This is a genomic window from Sciscionella marina DSM 45152 (assembly GCF_000379465.1).
Taxonomy (GTDB): Bacteria; Actinomycetota; Actinomycetes; order Mycobacteriales; family Pseudonocardiaceae; genus Sciscionella; species Sciscionella marina.
In genome coordinates this window covers 420711-440120 of sequence record NZ_KB905392.1, presented here as the reverse complement: position 1 = coordinate 440120, position 19410 = coordinate 420711, and the positions used below count along the sequence as shown (strand labels likewise).

The window sequence follows — 19410 nt, the reverse complement described above, 5'->3', positions numbered from 1 at the left end:
GGAGCTCGTGCCCCGAGTAGGAAACGCCTTACCGCTGATCGGTCGTGCCGCGGAGCTGGACATGCTGCGCGGCACGCTCGAGTCCGCCATCGACGGGACGGCGGGTGCGGTGCTGCTCGCGGGGGAGGCCGGGGTCGGCAAGACCAGGGTGCTCCGCGAACTCGCCGCGCTGACCACCGAGCGCGGCGGGCTGGTGCTCGCCGGGCGCTGCCTCGATGTCGGCGAGAGCGGCATGCCCTATCTGCCGTTCGCCGAGGCGCTGGGCAGGCTCGGCACCGTGGAACCGGATGTGGTCGCCACCCGCCCCGCATTGATTCCGCTCGCTCCCGGCATCGAGCCGCCCGAGGCGCAGGGCAGCGCGCCGGTCCTGGTGCCGCCCGGTGGCCGCCGGGTCGAGCAGGACGTGGGCCAGTTGCGCCTCTACGACGCGGTGCTCGGCGCGCTCACCGAGGTGGCCGCGCGCCGTCCGGTGCTGCTCGCGATCGAGGACGTGCACTGGGCCGAGTCCTCCACGCTGCACCTGCTCTCCTTCCTGATCGCGCGGCTGCAGGCTCAGCGGCTGTTCGTGGTGGCCACCTATCGCACCGATGAGCTGCACCGGCGCCATCCACTGCGCCCGGTGCTCGCCGAGCTCGTCCGGGACAAGGCGGTGCTCCGAGTCGATCTGGGGCCGCTTTCCGAGCGGCACAGCACCACTCTGGTGCGGGAGCTGGCCAAGGAAGCGGGCATCGAATCGAGCGGCACCCTGCTGCGGGATATCGCCGCCCGCTGCGAGGGCAACGCGTTCTTCGCCGAGGAACTGATCGCCGCGGCGGGCACCGGACAGGGCCAGCTGCCCTGGGCACTCGCCGACGTCCTGCTTTCCAGGGTGGAGCAGCTCTCCGCCGAGGCCCAGGAGCTGCTGCGGATCGCCGCGGTCGGCGGCCGGTGGATCCGGCACCGCAGGCTGGTCGCGGTCACCGAGGAGAGCGGGCACACCGAGGCGGGCCTGGACGGTGCCCTGCGCGAGGCGATCGGGCATCACCTGCTGGTCGTGGACGGGGACCAGGACCGCTACAGCTTCCGGCATGCCCTGCTGCGTGAGGCCGTCTACGGGGACCTGCTTCCCGGTGAGCGTGCCCGGCTGCACGGCCACTACGTCGCCGCGATCAAGAAAGAGAAGGGCAAGGGGGTCGCTGCCGCGCTCGCCCACCACGCCCTGGAGAGCGACACGCTTCCGGAGGCGCTCGCCGCCCTGGTGGACGCGGTGGACGAGGCCGAACGGCTCGGTGCCCCGAACGAGGCGTTACGGCACGCCGAACGGGCACTGCGGATCTGGCCGAAGGTGCCCGCCGGACAGCGCCCGGACGCGGTGACCGAATCGGGCCTGCTGCGCGAGGCGTCCGCGCTGTGCGGATCGATCGGCCAGCCGGAACGGGCCCACCGGTACGCCAGGCAGGCGGTGCGGGCCGCGGAACCGGGAACGGATCCCGTCGATCTGGCCCGCGCGCTGCGCCGGGTCGCCGAATCGGTGGTCTCGCTCGACGACCCGGGCGAGGAGCCGTTCGACGCGATCGACCGGGCCTGGCAGCTGCTGGAGGACACCGAGGCCCACCGGGACAAGGCCTCGGTACTGGCCACCCGCTCGATCCTGCTGCGCAGGGTGGACACCGAGGCGGCGGGGGACGCCGCGATCCAGGCCATCGCCGCCGCCGAGAAGGCCGGGTATGCGCCGGGCAAAGCGAACGCCCTGATCACCCTGGGCACCGTGGAGGTGCGCAGTGGCCACCCGGAACAGGCCCGCGAGCACTACCTCGAGGCGGCACGGATCGCGACGGAATCCGAGGCGCCGAACGCGGAACTGCGCGCCAGGCACATGCTCGGTTTCCAGGCTTTCGAGGTGGGTGAGCTGGACGCCGCGATCACCGAACTGGAGGCCACTCTGGCCAGGGCGGGCGAGTACGGACTCACGTTCAGCGTGTTCGGGGTGGAATGCCGGATCCAGCTGGCGGCCGCACTGTTCCAGGCCGGGTTCTGGGACCGCAGCCTGGAGATCACCCAGTCCAGCGGGCGCGCGCTCGACGATGTGGTGAGTGCGCGGCTGACCGCGATGAGCCTGCCGGTGTTCGTGGAACGCGGGCGGTTCACCGAGGCCGAGCGCATGCTCGAGGAGATCCGGGACAAGTGGCAGCTGGACTGGCAGGTCCCGGTGTGGGCGGCCACCTGTGAGGCCGCGCTGCGCTCCTGGCGCGGCGACCACCGGGGCGCGGTGCGCGTGATCGACGCCATGCTCGCCTTCTTCGTGTCCGTCGGCAAGCCCTTGGCCAGCGGAGGCATCCGCGCGGCCGCGCTTGCCCTCGGCGCGATCGGGGACGCGGGTGGAATCGAGGCGGCCGGGCTCGCCCCGGGCAAGGACCGTCAGCTGCTCGAACACGCCGAACGCATCGACGCGGAACATTCGCTCGGGATCGAGGCCAAGGCCTGGCTCGCCGCGGTCCGAGCCGAGTACGCCGCGGCCACCGGGGCGCCGGACGCCGCGGAGCGGTTCGCCGCCGCGGTCGAGGCCTTCGGCTACGGCGAGGTGCACAGCCAGGCCACCTACCGCCTGCGCTACGCGCGGGTGCTGCTCGAGGCCGGCGAGCGGGAGCGGGCGGGCGTGCAGCTGCGCAAGGCCAGGGAGGTCGCCGAACGGCTCGGCGCCGCTCCGCTGGGGGAAGCGGCCGAGGACCTGATCAAGCGGGCCCGGCTCGGGTCACCCGGTGGCGGGGAGTCCGGGCTGACCGAACGCGAGCAGGCGGTGCTCGAACTGGTCGCCGAGGGCAAGACCAACCGCGAGGTGGGGCTGGCGCTGTTCATCAGCGAGAAGACGGTGAGCGTGCACCTGAGCAGGACGATGGCCAAGCTCGGTGCGACCAGGCGGACCGAGGCCGTCGCGGTGGCCTACGACCGCGGCCTGCTGCACCGGTGAGCGCGCTTCACCGCTGATCGCCGTCCCCGCCGAACAGGCAACCGAGGAACCCGCAGGTGCTCGTGGTGCTGCTCGGAGTGGAGCTCGGTGCCGAACTCGGCGCGGAACTCGAACTCGACGGTGGCGCGGAGCTCGAGCTCGACGGCGGAGCTGGTGTCGTGGTCGGCACGGTCGTCGGAGCGGGCGGCGGCTGGCTGTTCTCGGTGGTGTGCTTGCTCGTGCGCGGCACCTCGGTCACCACGATCGTGGTCACCGTTGTCGAGGTGTCCGTGGTCCGGGAGACACCGTGGTCGTAGGCGGCCGGGGCGCTGAGCCCGGGCCGCACCTCGTGCAGATAGGCGCCGAGGAGCACGCCGATGATGCCGCACGCGAGCACCGCCGCCGCGGTGGCGATGGTCGCCTTGCCCGGTACCGAGAAACCGCGCTTGCGTCCCTCCTCGGGCGGACCTTCATCGTCTTGCCGCGTCATGCCACCTCCCCGACAGGTATAGCGACGCCTCACGCCTCCAGTACCGTCCACGCGGCAAGGCTGCGAAAAGTTGCCTCCGGAGCTCAGGGTAGTGCGTACCGCCGCGGTTCGCGCGCCGCCCGCACCGTGTTCCTGTGATGTGGTCAGTCACTCTTTTTCAGTGAGTCACTGACCAGTTCCTTCCACAGTTCGAGCTGGGCGTGCCTGCGGGTGCGGTCCCCGCCGATCTCCGCGTCGAGCGCGAGCCCCCTCGTCAGGTTCACCGTCATCCAGAACAGGGTCTGCGCGCGGTTGGCCTCCACCTCGATCCCGGAGACCGCGGCGAAGGCGCGCATCGAGGTGCGCCCCAGGGCCTTGTCCACCGGGCGCATGGCCGCGCGCAGTTCCGGATCGGTCCGCCCGGCGACCCAGAGCTCGAGCGCGGCTGCGGAGAGTTCCCCGGCGTAGGCCTGCCACAGCAGCTCGATCCCGGTCTCGACCTTGTCGGTCTTTTCCGGGGCCGCGGCGAGCTGTTCGGTGAACCGTTCGGAGAGTTTGGTGGCCAGGTGCTCGATCGCCTTGGCCATCAGTTCGGCCTTGGTGGTGAAGTGATGCTGCTGGGCGCCCCGGGACACCCCGGCGCGCTTGCAGATCTCGTTGACCGAGGTGCGCGCGTAGCCGAGCTCCACGAGGCAGGAGATGGTGGCCTCGAGCAACGCGTTCGTGGTCTGTTCGGTGCGCTCGGCCTGGGTGCGGTGCCCGCGTCCGTTGCCCCGCGCGCCGGGCGTCGTGGTCTCGGCAGTTGACGTCACAGTGCCCGGACTTTACAGGCCGATCGGGCGCCGGTAACTTCTGCCAGGCAACAAACATGCCAGTCGGAATGTTTTTACCTCATCGCGAGAGACAAGGAGGTCGTGATGGGTTTCCACCCGACGACGACGCCGTCCTGGATGGACGAAGACCTGGCCGCGTTCCGGGACCTCGCGCGGACCTTCTGCGAGAAGGAGCTCGTGCCGAACGCCGACCGCTGGGCCAAGCAGCGGCACGTGGACCGCGAACTGTGGACCAAGGCGGGCGGGGTCGGGCTGCTCTGCCTTTCCATTCCCGAGGAATACGGCGGTGGCGGCGCGAACTTCGCCAGCGAGGTGGTGCTGCTCGAGGAGCAGGCCTACGCCGGGGACGAGGGCTGGGGCAACGCCGTGCACTCCGGCATCGTGGCGCACTACATCAACGCCTACGGATCCGAGGAACAGAAGAAGGCGTGGCTGCCGAAGCTGGCCTCGGGGGAGTGGGTCGCCGCCGTTGCGATGACCGAGCCGGGCACCGGATCCGACCTGCAGGGCATCAAGACCAAGGCGGTGCGCCAGGGCGAGGAGTACGTGATCAACGGCGCGAAGACGTTCATCACGAACGGTTCGCAGGCCGACCTGGTCGTGGTCGCGTGCAAGACCAATCCGGACGAGGGCGCCAAGGGCGTCTCGCTGATCGCGGTGGAGACCGCGCGCGAGGGGTTCCGCAGGGGACGGGTGCTGGAGAAGAACGGTATGCACGCCCAGGACACCTCCGAGCTGTTCTTCGACGATGTGCGGGTGCCGGTGAGCAATCTGCTCGGCACCGATGAGGGGCAGGGCTTCATCCAGCTCATGCAGCAGCTGCCGCAGGAACGGCTGGTCATCGGGGTGACCGCGGTGGCATCCATGGAGATCGCGGTCGGGCTGACTTTGCAGTACGTCAAGGAGCGCGAGGTCTTCGGCAGGTCGTTGATCAAGTTCCAGAACACCCGCTTCGTGCTCGCCGAGTGCGCCACCGAGGTCGAGGTGTGCCGTACCTATCTGGACAGCGCGATCGAGAAGCATCTGCGTGGCGAACTCGACGTGCGGGGCGCGGCCATGGTCAAGTGGTGGACCACCGAGCGGCTCAGCAAGGTCGCGGACAAGTGTCTGCAGTTGTTCGGCGGCTACGGCTACATGGAGGAGTACCCGATCTCCCGGCTTTGGTCGGCCGCGCGGGTGCAGCGCATCTTCGGCGGTACCACGGAGATCATGAAGGACATCATCGCGCGGACCCTGTGACCGCGGGTGCAGGCGAACTTGGAGGAGAACGTGGCTGGACCGCTCACCGGGCTCACCGTCGTCGAACTGGCCGGGCTGGCCCCCGGCCCGTTCGCCGCGACGGTGCTCGCCGATCTCGGCGCCGAGGTGATCAAGGTGGATCGCGCGAAACCGGGCGCGGATGTGCTCGGTTTCGCGGGAGACCCGCTCGCCCGTTCGCGGCGCAGCATCGGGGTGGACACCAAGTCCCCGGAGGGCGTCGAGGTGGTGCGCACCCTCGCCGCGACCGCCGATGTGCTCATCGAGGGGTTCCGGCCGGGGGTGACCGAGCGGATGGGCCTCGGCCCGGAGGATCTGCACGCGATCAATCCGGGCCTGGTGTACGGCCGGATCACCGGCTGGGGCCAGGACGGTCCGCTCGCCCCGTTCGCCGGGCACGATCTCAACTACATCGGCCTTTCCGGTGCCCTGCACCAGATCGGACGCTCGGGGCAGCGCCCGGTGCCGCCGCTGAACCTGCTCGGCGACTACGGCGGCGGCGGTCTGCTGCTGGCCATGGGCATCCTCGCGGCCCTTTTCGAACGCTCCCGTTCGGGCAAGGGGCAGGTCGTGGACGCCTCCATGGTCGACGGTTCGGCGCTGCTGGCCACCCAGATGTTCGGCCTGTTCGCCGGTGGCGGCTGGAGTGACCGGCGCGGGGAGAACATGCTCGACGGCGGCGCGCCGTACTACGACACCTACGAGACCTCCGACGGACGCCATGTCGCCGTCGGCGCGATCGAGATGCGGTTCTGGGCGGCGCTGCTCGAGGTGCTCGGCCTGGACGCCGCGGAACTCCCGGAACGGCTGGACCCACAGAACTGGGCGGCCGTGCGGGAGATCCTCTCGGCCCGGATCCGCACCAAGAGCAGGGACGAGTGGGCCAAACTCGCCGAAGGGACCGACGCCTGCCTCACCCCGGTGCTCTCCCCGGGTGAGGTGGCCGAGCATCCGCACAACGCGGCGCGCAAGACCTTCGTCGAGGTCGACGGGGCGGTACAGCCCGCACCCGCGCCCAAGTTCGACCGCACCCCGGCCGGGACGCCGAGCGCCCCGCACGAGAAGGGCGCGGACACCGCCGAGGTGCTCGCCGCTTATGGCTACTCCGCGGATCGGATCGCCGGACTGCGCGAGGCGGGCACGATCGCCTGAAGGTCCGCGGGACCGCGCCGCCCGACCGTGGTGCGGCCCCGCGGATACGCCCGGGGCCCGCGCGGCGGTTTAGCCGATTCCCGTTCCACCCCTTATGATCGGCTGCCGCGAGCCGATAACGAGCGCACGGGTTTGGTGCAGGGTGGAGTGGTAGCGCATGGACGTCAAGAAAATCATCGTGCTCGTCGTCGTCGCGCTGGTGCTGTTCTTCCTCATCAGTTCGCCCACCCAATCGGCGAATGTCGTGAAAGATATTCTCGGCGGACTTCGGGACGGGGCCGAAGGGGTAATCTCGTTCGTCCGCTCGCTATTCACCTAAGGGCGTTCATCTGCTGGGACAACGTCGGTCACAATATGTTGTCCCGATTGCGCCATCCGTGTGTAATTCCGTGGGTAACCGCAGGTCATAGGTGTTTGATCGGCCGAAACCGAATAAGGGGCTAGCGCGAAAGCCCATCAGCGGCATAGGTTTCGCAGCAACATCGTCATGGGCGCTGTGACGGTTGTTTCGATTCACCGTAAGAACCAGAGGCAGGTTCACGCGGTGACACCTGGTGCACAACCATCCGTTTCCTGCGGGAGGATCAGATGGCAGAAGATCTCGGGGTCGATGAGCTCGTCCGGCAGTGGACGGCCGAGCGTTCGGCGGACCGTGAACTCGTCGAGGCCAATGAACTCGCGAGCGCCTGGCTCGCCGAATCCAGCCCCGGCATTCCCACGCAGGCGGGCCCGGCCGACGGTCAGCGTGCGGGCGCTGTGGCCGTCGACGAGGTCGACCCCGCCTATCTCGTCGTGATGCGGCGGCGCCTCCCCGGGGTACCCGAGGACCTGATGATCGCGGCGGCGAAGTGCTGGCAGATGGTGGGTAGCATCTCGGACGCACAGCAGTGGTGGGACGCCGGGCTCAGCCCCCTCGATCAGCGGGCCCTCGAGTACCGGGCCGCCGGCCTGAGCCCCGAGGACCTCGGCAAGCATCTCGGGCCGTACACCGTGCTCGAGCATCTGCGGCGGGGCAGCGCACCGGAGTGGTGTGTGGCCCGGCTGCGCAGGCAGCGCCGCGACGGCGTGGCCTGAGAACCGGTCCGATCCGCCTCGTGGGCGCGGGCCGGGTGCGCTGGACGCAGTAGGATCCCCACTCGTAACCTCCTGTGGGAGACGTCGTTCTACTACTGTGCAGTAGGCACGACGTGAATACGAGGACAACGGGGAGCCAGGTGACTGAAGAGGCGCAGCGGCCACAGCGTCCGCGCAGGGGGTTCGGCTTACTCGGCAGGCTCGGTATCGTCGCGGTCGTCCTCGCCGTCGGCGGCGTGGGGGCCTGGTTCCTCGTCGGTGCCTCGACGCCGGAACAGGGGGCCACCGCGCAGGACATTCCCGCGCTGCAGGTCGTGCCCGCGGATGTGCGTCCCGGTTCGGATGCGCCGAAGACCGTCTCGCTCAACAAGGAGATTCCGCGGCCGAGCACCGAACCGGAGCGCCCGAGCGCCACACCGCGTCCGCAGGCCGCCGAGTCCGGCGGCGGTGATCCGTTGACCGCCTGGGCCAAGCGGGTCGCCGGGAAATCCGACATTCCGGAACGGGCGCTGTGGGCCTACGGCAATGCCGAGCTCGTGCTGCGGTCGATCCAGCCGAGCTGCCACCTCTCCTGGACCATGATCGCCGGCATCGGCAGGGTGGAATCGAACCACGGCCGCTACGGCGGCGCCGTGCTGCAGGAGGACGGCAAGCCGAGCAAACCCATCGTCGGGGTGCCGCTGGACGGCAGCGGCGCGGTGGCCTCGGTCGGGGACACCGACGGCGGGGCCATCGACGGGGATCCCAATGTGGACCGCGCGGTCGGGCCGATGCAGTTCATTCCCTCGACCTGGCGCAAATGGGCCTCGGACGCGAACGGTGACGGCAAGGGCGATCCACAGCAGATCGACGACGCCGCCCTGACCGCGGGGCGCTACCTGTGTGCGGGCGGCCGGGACATGTCGACCGGGTCCGGCTGGTGGTCCGGTGTGATGTCGTACAACAACTCGGTCGAGTACGGCCAGAAAGTCTACGGCCTCGCCGATCAGTACGCCCGCGCCGCCCGGTAACGCCACCGTCCGAGAGCGAGGGCTGGCGTCGAGCGACGGCCGTCACGGTGCTACTTTCGGGGTATGGCAGGCCGACTGGTGACCGCGCGGCGAGTGTGGATCGCACTCGGTTGCCTGGCGGCGCTCGCCTTGGGAATCGCGCTCGCGTACTGGCAGTGGACCAGGTTCGAATCGTCGAGCGGAACGCTGCAGAACCTGGGGTACGTGCTGCAGTGGCCGCTTTTCGGGTTCTTCCCGCTGTTCATGGTGTGGCGCATCTACCGCTATGCGCGGCGCGAGCGGGCCAGGGAGACCGTCGCCGATCCCGGCTCGGCCGCGGATCCGGCACGGTCTGGACAGCTGGTCGACGGGCAGCCGGTGAACGGGCACGCGATCGCCACGCTGGCCGGTGCGGAGCAGCCGAAGGCGCCTTCCTCCAAGATGGCCTACGTGGCACCGACGGTCGCCGAGGACACCGTGGAGGATCCGGCGCTGGCCCGCTACAACGCCTTCCTCGCCGAACTCGCCGCGGAGGACGCGGCCGACACCCCGACCAAGGAGCGGCCATGAGTGAACTCGCCAGCGAATCGCAGGAAACGAACTCTCCCGCGGCGGCGAAGATTCCCGGTGCGCTCCTTCGTTACCGGATCATCGCCTACATCACCGGAATCGGACTGCTCGCCCTGTGCGCCGCGATGGTGTTCAAGTACGGCTTCGACGCCGACGCGGGAGTGGCGATCATCGGGCCGCTGCACGGCGTGTTCTACATGATCTACATCGTCATGGCGGTCGACCTCGCGCTCAAGGCGCGCTGGTCCATCAAGGGCACCGTCTGGATCCTGCTCTCCGGCACGATCCCGTTCCTGTCCTTCGTCGCCGAGCGCGCGGTCACCCGACGGGTCCGCGCGGGCAGGAAGCTCTAGCCGGGATCTCCCGGTCCACGGCGATCATGACGCAGTAGCCCGCGAAAGCCAGCTCCACCGCGCCGAGCGCGAGGGCCGTGGTCAATGGTGCACCCGGCTGCGCGGTGAGCACGTCGAACCACACATCGAGCACCGCGGCCGTGGCCGTTGCCGCCGCTGCCGGGCTCGACCAATGGCTCGCCCGGTGCCGCAGTACCGCTGTCGTCCCGCATCCCGCGGCCAGCAGCAGATCGAGACCTGCCCAGGCGGTCGACCAGTGCCGTACCTCCGTCGTATCCGGCAATCTCGCCGCGAGCAGACCCGCCCACGGCACCAAGGTCACGGCGGTCGCCCCGAGTACCCAGGGTGCCCAGCGGTGGGCACGGGCAAGGCGCGCGGGCTGCGGCCGATCGGTGAGCGCTGTCCGGCGCAACAAGGCGGTCATGCTTGCAAGGGTAGTTATACAGAGAAAATTTTGCAAAGAAAGTTCTGCAAACAAACTTCTGCGTATGCGGTACGGTTGCCGGATGACGAAGAAGCCGCCGAGGCGTGTGATCGGTGACGAGCCGGCGTGGAAGGCGATGGCGCACCCGCTGCGCGGTGAGATCCTGCGCCAGCTCGATCGGCTCGGCCGGGCGAACTCGACGCGGATCGCCGAGGAACTGGGGGAGAACACCGGCACCACGAGCTATCACCTGCGGGTGCTCGCTGATGCCGGGGTGATCGAGGAGATTCCGGAGCTCTCCCAGGGCAGGCAACGGTGGTGGCGCGCGGTCCGGGTGGATCGCCGGGAGCCGCCCTACGACTCGCTCTCCGGTCAGGAGCGGGCCGCGCTCGACGCATGGCGGGACGCGCAGCTGCCCGGCGAGATCGAGCTGTTCAACCGGTTCATCGCGGAGTTCCGCAAACACGGTGAGTGGGCCAAGGGTGCCAGGGGCGGCGGCTACTTCACCGAGCAGGGGCTGGCGGCCGTGTTCGAGGGCTTCATCCAGCTACTGAACGAACACGCGCACAGCGTCGACGACGCCCCCGAAGGCGCGCGCCAGATGCGGCTGCGAATGTTCTACCTCCCCGCCCACGGCGGCTCCACTTAGGAACCGCGGTGCCGGGAATCGCGGCTCAGCCGAGCACGATCAGATAGATCCCGTAGAGCACGATCGCGGCGCAGAGCAGGAACGAGGTGCCCGCGGTGACCGTGGCCACCGCGTCGGAGCGGCCGGCCTCGGCGGCGCGTTCCCGCCGGGAGAGGGCCTGGATCCCCGTCGCGAACAGGGCGACGAGCACGGTGGTCGCCACGAGGGCGACGACCGCGACCAGACCGAGCGACGACCAGTCGATGTGCATCGCGCGAGGTCCTTCCTAGCCGACCGGAGCGGGCGCCTCGGCAGGCATCTGCTCGGTCTCGTTGACGTTTTTGGCATCGACCGGGTTGCGCCGGGAAGCGAGATAGAACCCGACGGCGATCACGAGTCCGGCGGCCGCGACGAGGATCGTGCCGAGTGAACCCTGGGAGGCGGTCTCTCCGGCGATCGCTCCGACCACGGCGGCCGCGGGCAGGGTGAGCAGCCAGGCGACCGCCATCTTCCCCGCGACACCCCAGCGAACCTCGGCGAGCCGCCTGCCGAGTCCGGCGCCGAGCACGCTTCCCGAGCACACGTGCGTGGTGGACAAGGCGAACCCGAGGTGCGAGGAAGCCAGGATCACCGCGGTGGAGCTGACTTCGGCGGCGAATCCCTGCGGGCTCTGGATGTCGGTGAGGCCCTTGCCGAGAGTGCGGATCACCCGCCAGCCGCCGATGTAGGTGCCTGCCGCCATGGCGATTCCGCACGCGGCGACCACCCAGATCGGCGGGCCGGAGCCGGTACCGAGCATGTTGCCGGTGATCAGCACGAGGGTGATGACCCCCATGGTCTTCTGCGCGTCGTTGGTGCCGTGCGCGAGCGAGACGAGCGAGGCGGTGACGATCTGACCGGCCCGGAAACCCTTGGTGGTACTGGCTTGTTTGGCGCGCCGGGTCATCACGTAGGCGAGATAGGTGGCGACCATCGCGGCCAGCCCGGCGATCACCGGGGAGGCGAGCGCGGGAATGATCACCTTCTCGAACACCACGCCGAAATGCACGGCACCCGATCCCGCGGCGATCCATGTGGCGCCGATCAGCCCGCCGAACAGGGCATGTGAGGAGCTGGACGGTAATCCGAGGAACCAGGTGAGCAGATTCCACACGATCGCGCCGATCAATCCACCGAAGATCACGGCTGGGGTGATTCCGGATTCGCTCACGATTCCCGAGGAGATGGTTTTCGCCACTTCCACCGAAAGAAATGCGCCCGCCAGGTTCAGTACCGCGGAGATCGCTACGGCGACCTTGGGTTTGAGCGCTCTCGTCGCGATCGAGGTGGCCATCGCGTTGGCCGTGTCGTGAAAACCGTTCGTGAAGTCGAATGCCAGTGCGGTCACGATGACCACGACCACCAGCAGGGAGCTTTCCACGCTATTCCCTATCCATGCCGAAGCTATTGGGGTGGGCCGGCTGCGTTGCCGCCGCACACGAAAGTTAGCCGCGCTTGGTGAACGAAGGGTGAACGCTGGGAGACGTCCGAGTGCGGAGTGGGATACTTCACCACCTGTCCGGGTGAAGACCGATTACGGGAAGTTATCGCCGACACAGGTGACTCGAGGTAAGTTTACTCGCGAGTAGGTTTGCAGTACATTGCTTCTCGAGTTGGTGAGAAGAATGAGGTGCCGATGAGTGACACGAACGCTCCAGGTCGTGGCGTCCGCAGGGATGCGATGCAGTTTGGGCTTCTTGCGCTGAACAAACTCGCCGGAAACGGTGCGCTCGACCGGCTCGGCCTGCGCAAACAGGTCGAGCGGGTCGTCGGTACCGCGACGCGTAGCGGGTTCGCCGCCGCGGCCGCCGCCGGCCGGACCTTCAGCGCGGCGAAGAGTCCGGGAGGCCCGGTGCGCCAGGAGAAACCGGCCGAGGGCGGGCTGTTCGACCTGACCCCGAGCGATGAACAGCGCATGATCGCCGAGACCGTCGGCGAGCTCGCGGCCGAGGTGCTCCGGCCGGCCGCGGCCGAGGCGGACACCGTCACCGCCGCGCCACGCGAGGTGCTGACGAAGGTCGCCGAGCTCGGCGTGTCCGCGTTCGGTGTCCCGGAAGCGCTCGGCGGCATCAGTGCCGAGCGCTCGGCGGTGACCGGAGTACTCGTCGCGGAGGCGATGGCGCACGGCGACATGGGGCTCGCCGTGGCAGCGCTTGCCCCGTCCGCGGTGAGCACCGCGCTGGCGCTGTGGGGCGATGGGGACCAGCAGGCGACCTATCTGCCGGCGTTCGTCGGGGACAACAGCCCGGCGGCGGCGCTCGCGGTCGCCGAACCGCGCCCGCTGTTCGACCCGTTCTCCTTGCAGACCAAGGCATACCGCAGGGGCGGCGAGTTCGTGCTCAGCGGGGAGAAGTCCTTCGTCCCGCTGGCGGCGAGCGCGGAACTGTTCCTGATCGCCGCCGACATCGAAGGGCGCGGCCCGGCGCTTTTCCTCGTGGAATCCTCCGCGAGCGGCCTCTCGGTGCGCCCCGAACCGGGCATGGGCATCCGTGCCGCGGGGGCCGGGCGGGTGCGGCTGGACAAGGTCTCGGTGCCCGCAGCGGCGCTGCTCGGTAGCGCGGCGAGCGAGGTGTACGCCGACTGCGTGCGGCTGTCCAGGCTCGGCTGGTCGGCGCTCGCGCTCGGTACGGCGCGCGCGGTACTCGACTACGTGGTGCCCTACGTCAACGAGCGGGAGGCGTTCGGCGAGCCGATCAGCAACCGCCAGGGGGTCGCGTTCAAGGTCGCGGACATCGGCATCGAACTCGAGGGGCTGAAGCTGGTCACCTACCGTGCGGCCGCGCGGGCCGAGCAGGGCCTGCCGTATGCGCGCGAGGTGGCCTTGGCGCGAAAACTCTGTTCGGACAAGGCGATGGCGATCGGCAGCGACGGGGTGCAGCTGCTCGGCGGGCACGGATTCGTCAAGGAGCATCCTGTCGAGCGGTGGTACCGCGACCTGCGCGCGGTCTCGGTGATGGAAGGTGGCGTGCTCGTATGATCAACCTGGAAACCCCGCGCAAGCTCAAGACCCTCATCGATCAGGCGCGCTATGCCGCCACCGAGGTACTGCGCCCGAACTCCCGCCGCTACGACGCGGCCGAGCACAGCTATCCGACCGAGATGGACATGCTCGCTCAGCTCATCAACGGGGTGCAGGGCTCGGGTGCGGCGGGTGGCGCCGGTGCGGCCGGTGGGCGCGGCGACAAGAACGAGAAGGAGACCGAGCAGGAGTCCAAGGGACCGCGCAACGGTGCCAATCTTGCCACCGTGCTCGGCGTGCTCGAACTGTGCTGGGGCGACGCCGGGTTGATGTTGTCCATGCCGGGGCAGGGGCTGGGCAACGCCGCGATCGCCGCAGTGGCCAACGACGAGCAGATGGGCCGGTTCGGCGGGAAATGGGCCGCCATGGCCATCACCGAACCGGAAACCGGTTCCGACTCCGGCGCGATTCGCACCACCGCGGTCGCCGACGGGGACGAATACGTGCTCAACGGCGAGAAGATCTTCGTGACCGCGGGGGAGCGCGCCGAGGTCGTCGTCGTGTGGGCGACCCTGGACCGTTCTCTCGGCAAGGCCGCCATCAAGTCCTTCCTCGTGGAGCGCGATCGCCCGGGCTTCGAACTCGTCCGCCTGGAACACAAGCTCGGTATCCGTGCCTCGGACACCGCGCATTTCCGGCTGGACAACGTCCGGGTGCCCAAAGAGAACCTGCTCGGCAGCCCGGAGGTCGACACCAGCAAGGGCTTCGGCGGGGTCATGCAGACCTTCGACAACACCCGGCCGATGGTCGCCGCGATGGCCGTCGGCGTCGCCAAGGCCGCGCTCGAGGCGACCCGCGCCGTGCTCACCGAGGCCGGGGTCGCGCTCGACTACGACGCCCCGGTTTTCGGCAGGCACGCCGCGGCCGCCGAATTCCTGCGCATGGAAGCCGACTGGGAGAGCGCCTACCTGCTCACCCTGCAGGCCGCCTGGATGGCCGACAACAAGCAGCCGAACTCCTTGCAGGCCTCGATGTCCAAGGCGAAGGCCGGGCGTACCGCGACCGAGGTCACGCTGCGCTGCGTCGAGCTGTGTTCCTCGGTCGGCTACGGCGAGGAGCAGCTGTTCGAGAAATGGGCCCGGGACGCCAAGATCCTGGACATTTTCGAAGGGACACAACAGATCCAGCAGCTCATCGTGGCCCGGCGGCTGCTCAACAAATCGAGCGCTGAGCTGAAATAGCACGTCAAAGCCGGGGCACCACAGCACCGCGATCGTCCGCAGCTCGGATGCAGCGGCGGCGCAGTCTGGTCTCGGTCACCTGTGGGCCGGCCACAGCTGAACGGGCCGGATGGCGAGGTTCAGGGATCGGCTGTAGCGATCGAGCTTCTCCCGGCCCCTGACGACACCGCTGACCACGAGCTGTCGCGGTCCGGCGGACCGGTAGTCGGCTCACACGAGGGCCATGTTCCGGGCTTCGATGACCGTATCGTCCGGGCTGAACGCGGCCGGTCGCCACGACCGGTGGTACCAGTCGATGTCCATGAGGCTGAACGGCTGCCCGGCGGTGTCCGGCAGATCCCCGATGTGTTCCAACGCCGAGGATGTGCCCGTGCCGTATGACCCGTTGACGAAAATCGCGTACTCGCCCCATCGCCCGTACTGCCCGGCGTGCCTATCGCCCTGGTCACGCCCGGGACCCTGGACGGGGCCTGGCCCGTGCGGGCAGCACCGCATCGAGGTCGACGCGGGCACCCGTGCGGAAAGCCGTGGCCCGGCGGCTGTTCGGCTCAGCGAGCGCGGAACCGAAACGGGCATTCCCCGTCGAGGAAGGCGACGCCGCGCGGAGGGATCCGGCCAGTTCGGCGGCGGGCACTCCGGGATGCCGGCGGAACACCAGCGTGTTCGATCCGTCCGCGATCCCTTACGCCACCGCGTTTTGAGCAGCATCGCGCCGTCCTAGCCGAGCCGGAACCGCGCCCCGTCCGTCAGGGTGACCGGTTTGCCGAGCGGATCTCCGGCGACGAGTTCGGTTGCCTGCGCGGGATCGGAGCTCGCCGCGAAGGCACGGCGACCGTCTGGGAGCAGGCAGGCGAGGTAGCCGGTTTCGGGTTCGCCGTCGCGGCCGTAGGCGCAGGTGTAGGTTTCGATCTCGGCGGGCCCGGTGTAGCCGAGTGCCACGGAACGGCGTGGCCGCGCGTCCACGGCGGCCTGTGCGTCGAAGTGCCGGTACGGCGTGGCGGGTGCCTCGGTGCTCAAGGACACGGCGGCGTGTTTGGTGAGGAACCAGCCGAGTGCGGTGCACAGTCCGCGTTCCCCGGGATGGGCGCGCAGCCGCTCGGCCATGGCGGCGAGCGAGTGCATCACGTAGTTGCTTCCCGGGCCTCCGGCGAAGGTGAGCCCGCCGGTCACGGTGGGCACCCTGGCCGGGTCATAGGCGTCGATCCCGAGCGCATCGGCGCCGACGCGTACCGCGCACGGGAAACACGAGTACAAGTCGAGGTGCTCGTGTCCGGCGGGGGTGACGCCGGTGTGCTCGCGCAGCGCCGTGCCGATCGCGGCGATGGCCTCGCTGCGGTGCAGGTGTTCGCGTTCGCCGACGAACCAGTGCTCGTTCGCCGAGGCGGTCGCGTCCACGAAAACCCAGCGCTCCCGCGGAATCCCGGCCGCGGTAGCGGTTTCGGCCGAGCACAGCACGAGCGCGGCCGCCTGGTCGACGAAGATGTTCGCGGTGAGCAGTTTGCGGTACGGCGCGGCGATCATCCGGTTGTCCGGGCCGATCCGCAGGATGTCCGCCGCGCTCGGGGCCGAGGTGTCCCAGGCGTGCGGGTTCTCCGCGGCGACGGACGCGAACCGGGACCACAGCGTGCCGAGCGCGCGGTCGTGTTCCTCGATAGAGCTGCCGTCCGCGGACCGGATCGCCTGCTCGAAAAGCGGGTAGTACTGGGCGGGCTGATCGAGCCCGGCGGCGAGCTCTCCCTCGTGCTGTGGGGTGCGGTCGGTGCCCAGAACCCGGCTCGGCGCGGTCCCGTCCGGCTGGGACGGGTCCTCGATCAGCCGCCCATCCTTCCAGGCGCGCACCACCTCGACGCCACCGAGCAATGCCGCGTCCAGAGAGCCGGAGGCGATCAGCCCGCAGGCGTCGGCGAGCAGTTCGACCGGGCTGGTGCCACTGATCCTGGTGGCCACGGTTTCCTTGGCCTCGATGCCGAGCGAACCGGCGAGAGCGCCCGCGAGATCCGCTAACTGGGAGGCGAAACTGTCCACCGCGCCGACATAGCGGATGCGTTCGGTGATGCCGCCGCCCGCTTCGGCGAGTGCGGTCCGCGCCGCTTCGCCGAGCAGTCCGGTCGGGCTGAACCGGGCCTCGCGATCGGTCGAGCTGAGTTGCCCGACGCCGACGAGGACCGGGGTTCTGGGGTCGATCATGCTCGGGCCAGTGCTCCAATCCGGTAATCGTTCAGGTCGAACCGTTTGGTTCGGCGGTGGTATTCGGAGACGTTGCCCGGCCAGTTCGTCGGCACCCGGCCATCGGCCTGCCGATACCAGCTGGTACAGCCGGACCAAGCGCTGCCGGCGAGCCGGGACTGGATCTCCTCGTCATAGCGGCGTTCCACGGCCGGATCGACCTCGAGGTCCGCGCCGGGGTGGCGGGCGAGGAACGTGGCCGCCTTGGCGAGGTAGCGGGCCTGGCGCTCCACCATGTAGAGGACGGAGCCGCTGCCGAGGTTCGTGTTCGGGCCGTACATACAGAACATGTTGGGAAATCCGGGAACGGTCATGCCGAGGTAGGCGTGCGCCCCGGAACGCCACTCCTCGCAGAGCGGATGTCCGCCGCGGCCGCTGATCGCGATGGGGGCCAGGAAGTCCGTCGCGGAGAAACCGGTCCCGTAGACGAGCACGTCCGCCTCGTGTACCGCGCCGTCCTCGGTGCGCACCCCGGAGGGCGTGATCGAGTCGATGGGCGTGGTCTCGAGTGCCACATTGGGTTTGGTCATCGCGGGGTAGTAGTCGTTCGAGAACAGCACCCGCTTGCAGCCGATCGGATAGTCGGGGGTGAGTTTCGCGCGCAGGACCGGATCGGTGATGTGCTTGGCGCGGAACCGTTCGGTGATCCCGCGAAAAACCGAGGCGACCCGTTCGTCACCGGTGAGCGCGCGGGTGCTCAGTTCGCCCGCGGACCAGAAGAGCAGCCGTTCGAGGCCGAGAGTCTGGGGCAGGAACCGGAAAAGTGCGCGCCGGACCGGACCGTAGCCGGTGTCGGGTTTGGGCAGGATGTAGGGCGCCGAGCGCTGGAACACGGTCAGCCGCTGGGCGAGCGGCTGCAGGCGCGGGACGAACTGGATGGCGCTCGCCCCGGTTCCGATGACCGCGATCCGTGCGCCACGCAAGGGGAAGTCGTGATCCCAGCGCGCCGAGTGGAACGCGTGCCCGGTGAACTCGGCCATACCGGGAATGCGTGGCATGGCGGGCCGGGACAGCTGGCCGACCGCGGGCACCAGCACCCTGGCCCGGTATTCGCTCCCGGCCGCGGTGCCGATCACCCATTCCCCGCATGGTTCGTCGAATCGGGCCGTGGTGACCTCGGTGCCGAATTCGATGAGTTCGCGTATTCCGAACCGGTCCGCGATCCGGTTCAGATAGGCGAGGATCTCGGACTGCACCGTATAGCGATTCGAGGAATACGGATTCATGGCGTAGGAAAGTGAATAGTAGGGCGCCGGCACATCGCACCCCGAGCCCGGATAGGTGTTCTCCCGCCATACCCCGCCGAGTGTGTCCGCGCGTTCCAGAATGGTGATGTCCCGGATCCCGTGCGCGCGCAGTTCGATCGCGGCCGCTATTCCCGCGAATCCGGAACCGATGATGACGACGTTCATTCCGGTGACCACGGCAGATAATCGGGAAGATCACGGGAAACGGTTCCGGTGAACTGCGGTTCCCGTTTCTGGAGGAAGGCCATGACTCCCTCGATCGCGTCGGCGTTGTCCGGCATGTTCTCGATCAGCCGGGAATCGAGCCGCTGCGTCGCGAACGGGGAATCCAGCGCGCTCATCCGATAGAGCATCTGCCGGATCACCGCGGCGGAGACCGGCGCGACCTTCGTGGCGATCTCCCGTGCGAGCGTGTAGGCCGCGTCGAGCAGTTCGTCCGGCTCGTGCAGCCGCTGCACCAGACCGGCGTTCCTGGCCTCCTCGGCGTCGAACACCCGGCCGCTGACCATCCAGTCGAGCGCGGTTCCCATCCCGACGAGCCGGGGAAGGAACCAGGTGGAGGCGCCCTCGGGGACGATGCCGCGCCGGGAGAACACGAAACCGAACCGCGCGTCGGTGCTCGCCAGCCGGTAGTCGCAGGGCAGGCAGATCGTCGAGCCCGCGCCGACCGCGGCGCCGCGGATGGCCGCGAGCACCGGTTTGCGCATCGCGAAGATCCGCATCGAGCAACGGCCGGCCGGTTCCTTCCAGAATCCGTCGCGCTCATCGATCTCGCCGAGGTCCAGGGATCCGCTGGACAGGTCGCCGCCGACGCAGAAGTCCTTGCCCGAGCCGGTGAACACCACGCAACGCACCGAATCGTCGTTGTCCGCGCGGTCGAAGGCCGCGGCGAGTTCATCGGCCATGGTGACGGTGTAGCCGTTGCGGGCCTCGGGGCGGTCGAGCGTGATGGTGGCGATCGCCCCGTCCACCGCGTAGTCGATCTCGCTGTACTCGGGCACCCGGGCCTCCTCGTTGCCGTAG

At 69.1% G+C, this 19410-nt stretch carries 20 protein-coding genes; 11 read left to right on the top strand and 9 right to left on the bottom strand.

Annotation, left to right across the window (positions count from 1 at the left end; translation table 11 throughout):
* The first annotated feature begins 7 nt into the window (after positions 1-7).
* Positions 8-2947: a helix-turn-helix transcriptional regulator gene (locus tag A37U_RS0119045; protein ID WP_169526898.1), complete on the top strand. Its 2940-nt coding sequence runs from the start codon at positions 8-10 to the stop codon at positions 2945-2947.
* Positions 2948-2954: 7 nt separating this feature from the next.
* Here A37U_RS0119045 and A37U_RS51635 read toward each other — a convergent pair whose 3' ends face one another.
* The gene (locus A37U_RS51635) at positions 2955-3416 is read right to left on the bottom strand and encodes a hypothetical protein (protein ID WP_157182893.1); all 462 of its coding nucleotides are present in this window, start codon (positions 3414-3416) and stop codon (positions 2955-2957) included.
* A gap of 143 nt (positions 3417-3559) precedes the next feature.
* Positions 3560-4207: a TetR/AcrR family transcriptional regulator gene (locus A37U_RS0119035; protein ID WP_020498261.1), complete on the bottom strand. Its 648-nt coding sequence runs from the start codon at positions 4205-4207 to the stop codon at positions 3560-3562.
* Positions 4208-4312: 105 nt separating this feature from the next.
* Between A37U_RS0119035 and A37U_RS0119030 the strand changes: the two genes are divergently transcribed.
* From A37U_RS0119030 to A37U_RS0119000, 7 genes are all read left to right on the top strand, one after another.
* A complete protein-coding gene (locus A37U_RS0119030) occupies positions 4313-5467 on the top strand; it encodes an acyl-CoA dehydrogenase family protein (RefSeq protein ID WP_020498260.1) in 1155 nt (384 codons plus the stop codon).
* 30 nt (positions 5468-5497) lie between these two features.
* The gene (locus tag A37U_RS0119025) at positions 5498-6637 is read left to right on the top strand and encodes a CaiB/BaiF CoA transferase family protein (protein WP_051111691.1); all 1140 of its coding nucleotides are present in this window, start codon (positions 5498-5500) and stop codon (positions 6635-6637) included.
* A gap of 157 nt (positions 6638-6794) precedes the next feature.
* Positions 6795-6956, top strand: coding sequence for a hypothetical protein (locus A37U_RS52615; RefSeq protein WP_020498258.1), 162 nt, complete (start codon positions 6795-6797; stop codon positions 6954-6956).
* 269 nt (positions 6957-7225) lie between these two features.
* On the top strand, positions 7226-7711 hold the full coding sequence (locus A37U_RS0119015) for a hypothetical protein (protein WP_020498257.1): 486 nt from the start codon (positions 7226-7228) through the stop codon (positions 7709-7711).
* Positions 7712-7851: 140 nt separating this feature from the next.
* Positions 7852-8721: a lytic transglycosylase domain-containing protein gene (locus A37U_RS0119010; protein WP_020498256.1), complete on the top strand. Its 870-nt coding sequence runs from the start codon at positions 7852-7854 to the stop codon at positions 8719-8721.
* Positions 8722-8784: 63 nt separating this feature from the next.
* On the top strand, positions 8785-9270 hold the full coding sequence (locus tag A37U_RS0119005; protein ID WP_020498255.1) for a hypothetical protein: 486 nt from the start codon (positions 8785-8787) through the stop codon (positions 9268-9270).
* Complete coding sequence (locus A37U_RS0119000) at positions 9267-9623, top strand: DUF3817 domain-containing protein (RefSeq protein WP_020498254.1); 357 nt, start codon at positions 9267-9269, stop codon at positions 9621-9623. Before A37U_RS0119005 ends, A37U_RS0119000 begins: the two co-directional genes overlap by 4 nt.
* Here A37U_RS0119000 and A37U_RS44265 read toward each other — a convergent pair.
* Entirely contained in the window at positions 9589-10047 is a 459-nt protein-coding gene (locus A37U_RS44265) for a hypothetical protein (protein WP_020498253.1), read from the bottom strand. The genes A37U_RS0119000 and A37U_RS44265 overlap by 35 nt on opposite strands.
* A gap of 82 nt (positions 10048-10129) precedes the next feature.
* Between A37U_RS44265 and A37U_RS0118990 the strand changes: the two genes are divergently transcribed.
* On the top strand, positions 10130-10696 hold the full coding sequence (locus A37U_RS0118990; RefSeq protein WP_020498252.1) for an ArsR/SmtB family transcription factor: 567 nt from the start codon (positions 10130-10132) through the stop codon (positions 10694-10696).
* Between the two features lie 25 nt (positions 10697-10721).
* On the opposite strand, the gene A37U_RS0118985 is transcribed toward A37U_RS0118990, so the two are convergent.
* Together A37U_RS0118985 and A37U_RS0118980 are read right to left on the bottom strand one after the other, a co-directional pair.
* Positions 10722-10946, bottom strand: a complete 225-nt coding sequence (locus tag A37U_RS0118985) for a hypothetical protein (RefSeq protein ID WP_020498251.1) — start codon at positions 10944-10946, stop codon at positions 10722-10724.
* 15 nt (positions 10947-10961) lie between these two features.
* Positions 10962-12095 carry an inorganic phosphate transporter gene (locus tag A37U_RS0118980; protein WP_020498250.1) on the bottom strand — a complete coding sequence of 378 codons (1134 nt, stop codon included), beginning with the start codon at positions 12093-12095 and terminating at the stop codon, positions 10962-10964.
* 300 nt (positions 12096-12395) lie between these two features.
* Here A37U_RS0118980 and A37U_RS0118975 point away from each other — a divergent pair, with 300 nt between their 5' ends.
* Both A37U_RS0118975 and A37U_RS0118970 read left to right on the top strand, forming a co-directional pair.
* Positions 12396-13691, top strand: coding sequence for an acyl-CoA dehydrogenase family protein (locus A37U_RS0118975; protein WP_020498249.1), 1296 nt, complete (start codon positions 12396-12398; stop codon positions 13689-13691).
* Complete coding sequence (locus tag A37U_RS0118970) at positions 13688-14914, top strand: acyl-CoA dehydrogenase family protein (protein ID WP_020498248.1); 1227 nt, start codon at positions 13688-13690, stop codon at positions 14912-14914. Before A37U_RS0118975 ends, A37U_RS0118970 begins: the two co-directional genes overlap by 4 nt.
* A 210-nt stretch (positions 14915-15124) precedes the next feature.
* Here A37U_RS0118970 and A37U_RS0118965 read toward each other — a convergent pair whose 3' ends face one another.
* The 4 genes from A37U_RS0118965 to A37U_RS0118945 form a co-directional block, all read right to left on the bottom strand.
* Positions 15125-15490, bottom strand: coding sequence for a hypothetical protein (locus A37U_RS0118965; protein ID WP_157182892.1), 366 nt, complete (start codon positions 15488-15490; stop codon positions 15125-15127).
* Between the two features lie 141 nt (positions 15491-15631).
* Positions 15632-17101 (bottom strand): hypothetical protein, encoded by a 1470-nt coding sequence (locus A37U_RS0118955; RefSeq protein WP_020498245.1) that lies wholly within the window; start codon positions 17099-17101, stop codon positions 15632-15634.
* Entirely contained in the window at positions 17098-18552 is a 1455-nt protein-coding gene (locus tag A37U_RS0118950) for a flavin-containing monooxygenase (RefSeq protein ID WP_040588165.1), read from the bottom strand. Before A37U_RS0118950 ends, A37U_RS0118955 begins: the two co-directional genes overlap by 4 nt.
* On the bottom strand, positions 18549-19388 hold the full coding sequence (locus A37U_RS0118945) for an enoyl-CoA hydratase-related protein (protein WP_020498243.1): 840 nt from the start codon (positions 19386-19388) through the stop codon (positions 18549-18551). Before A37U_RS0118945 ends, A37U_RS0118950 begins: the two co-directional genes overlap by 4 nt.
* Between the last annotated feature and the right edge of the window lie 22 nt (positions 19389-19410).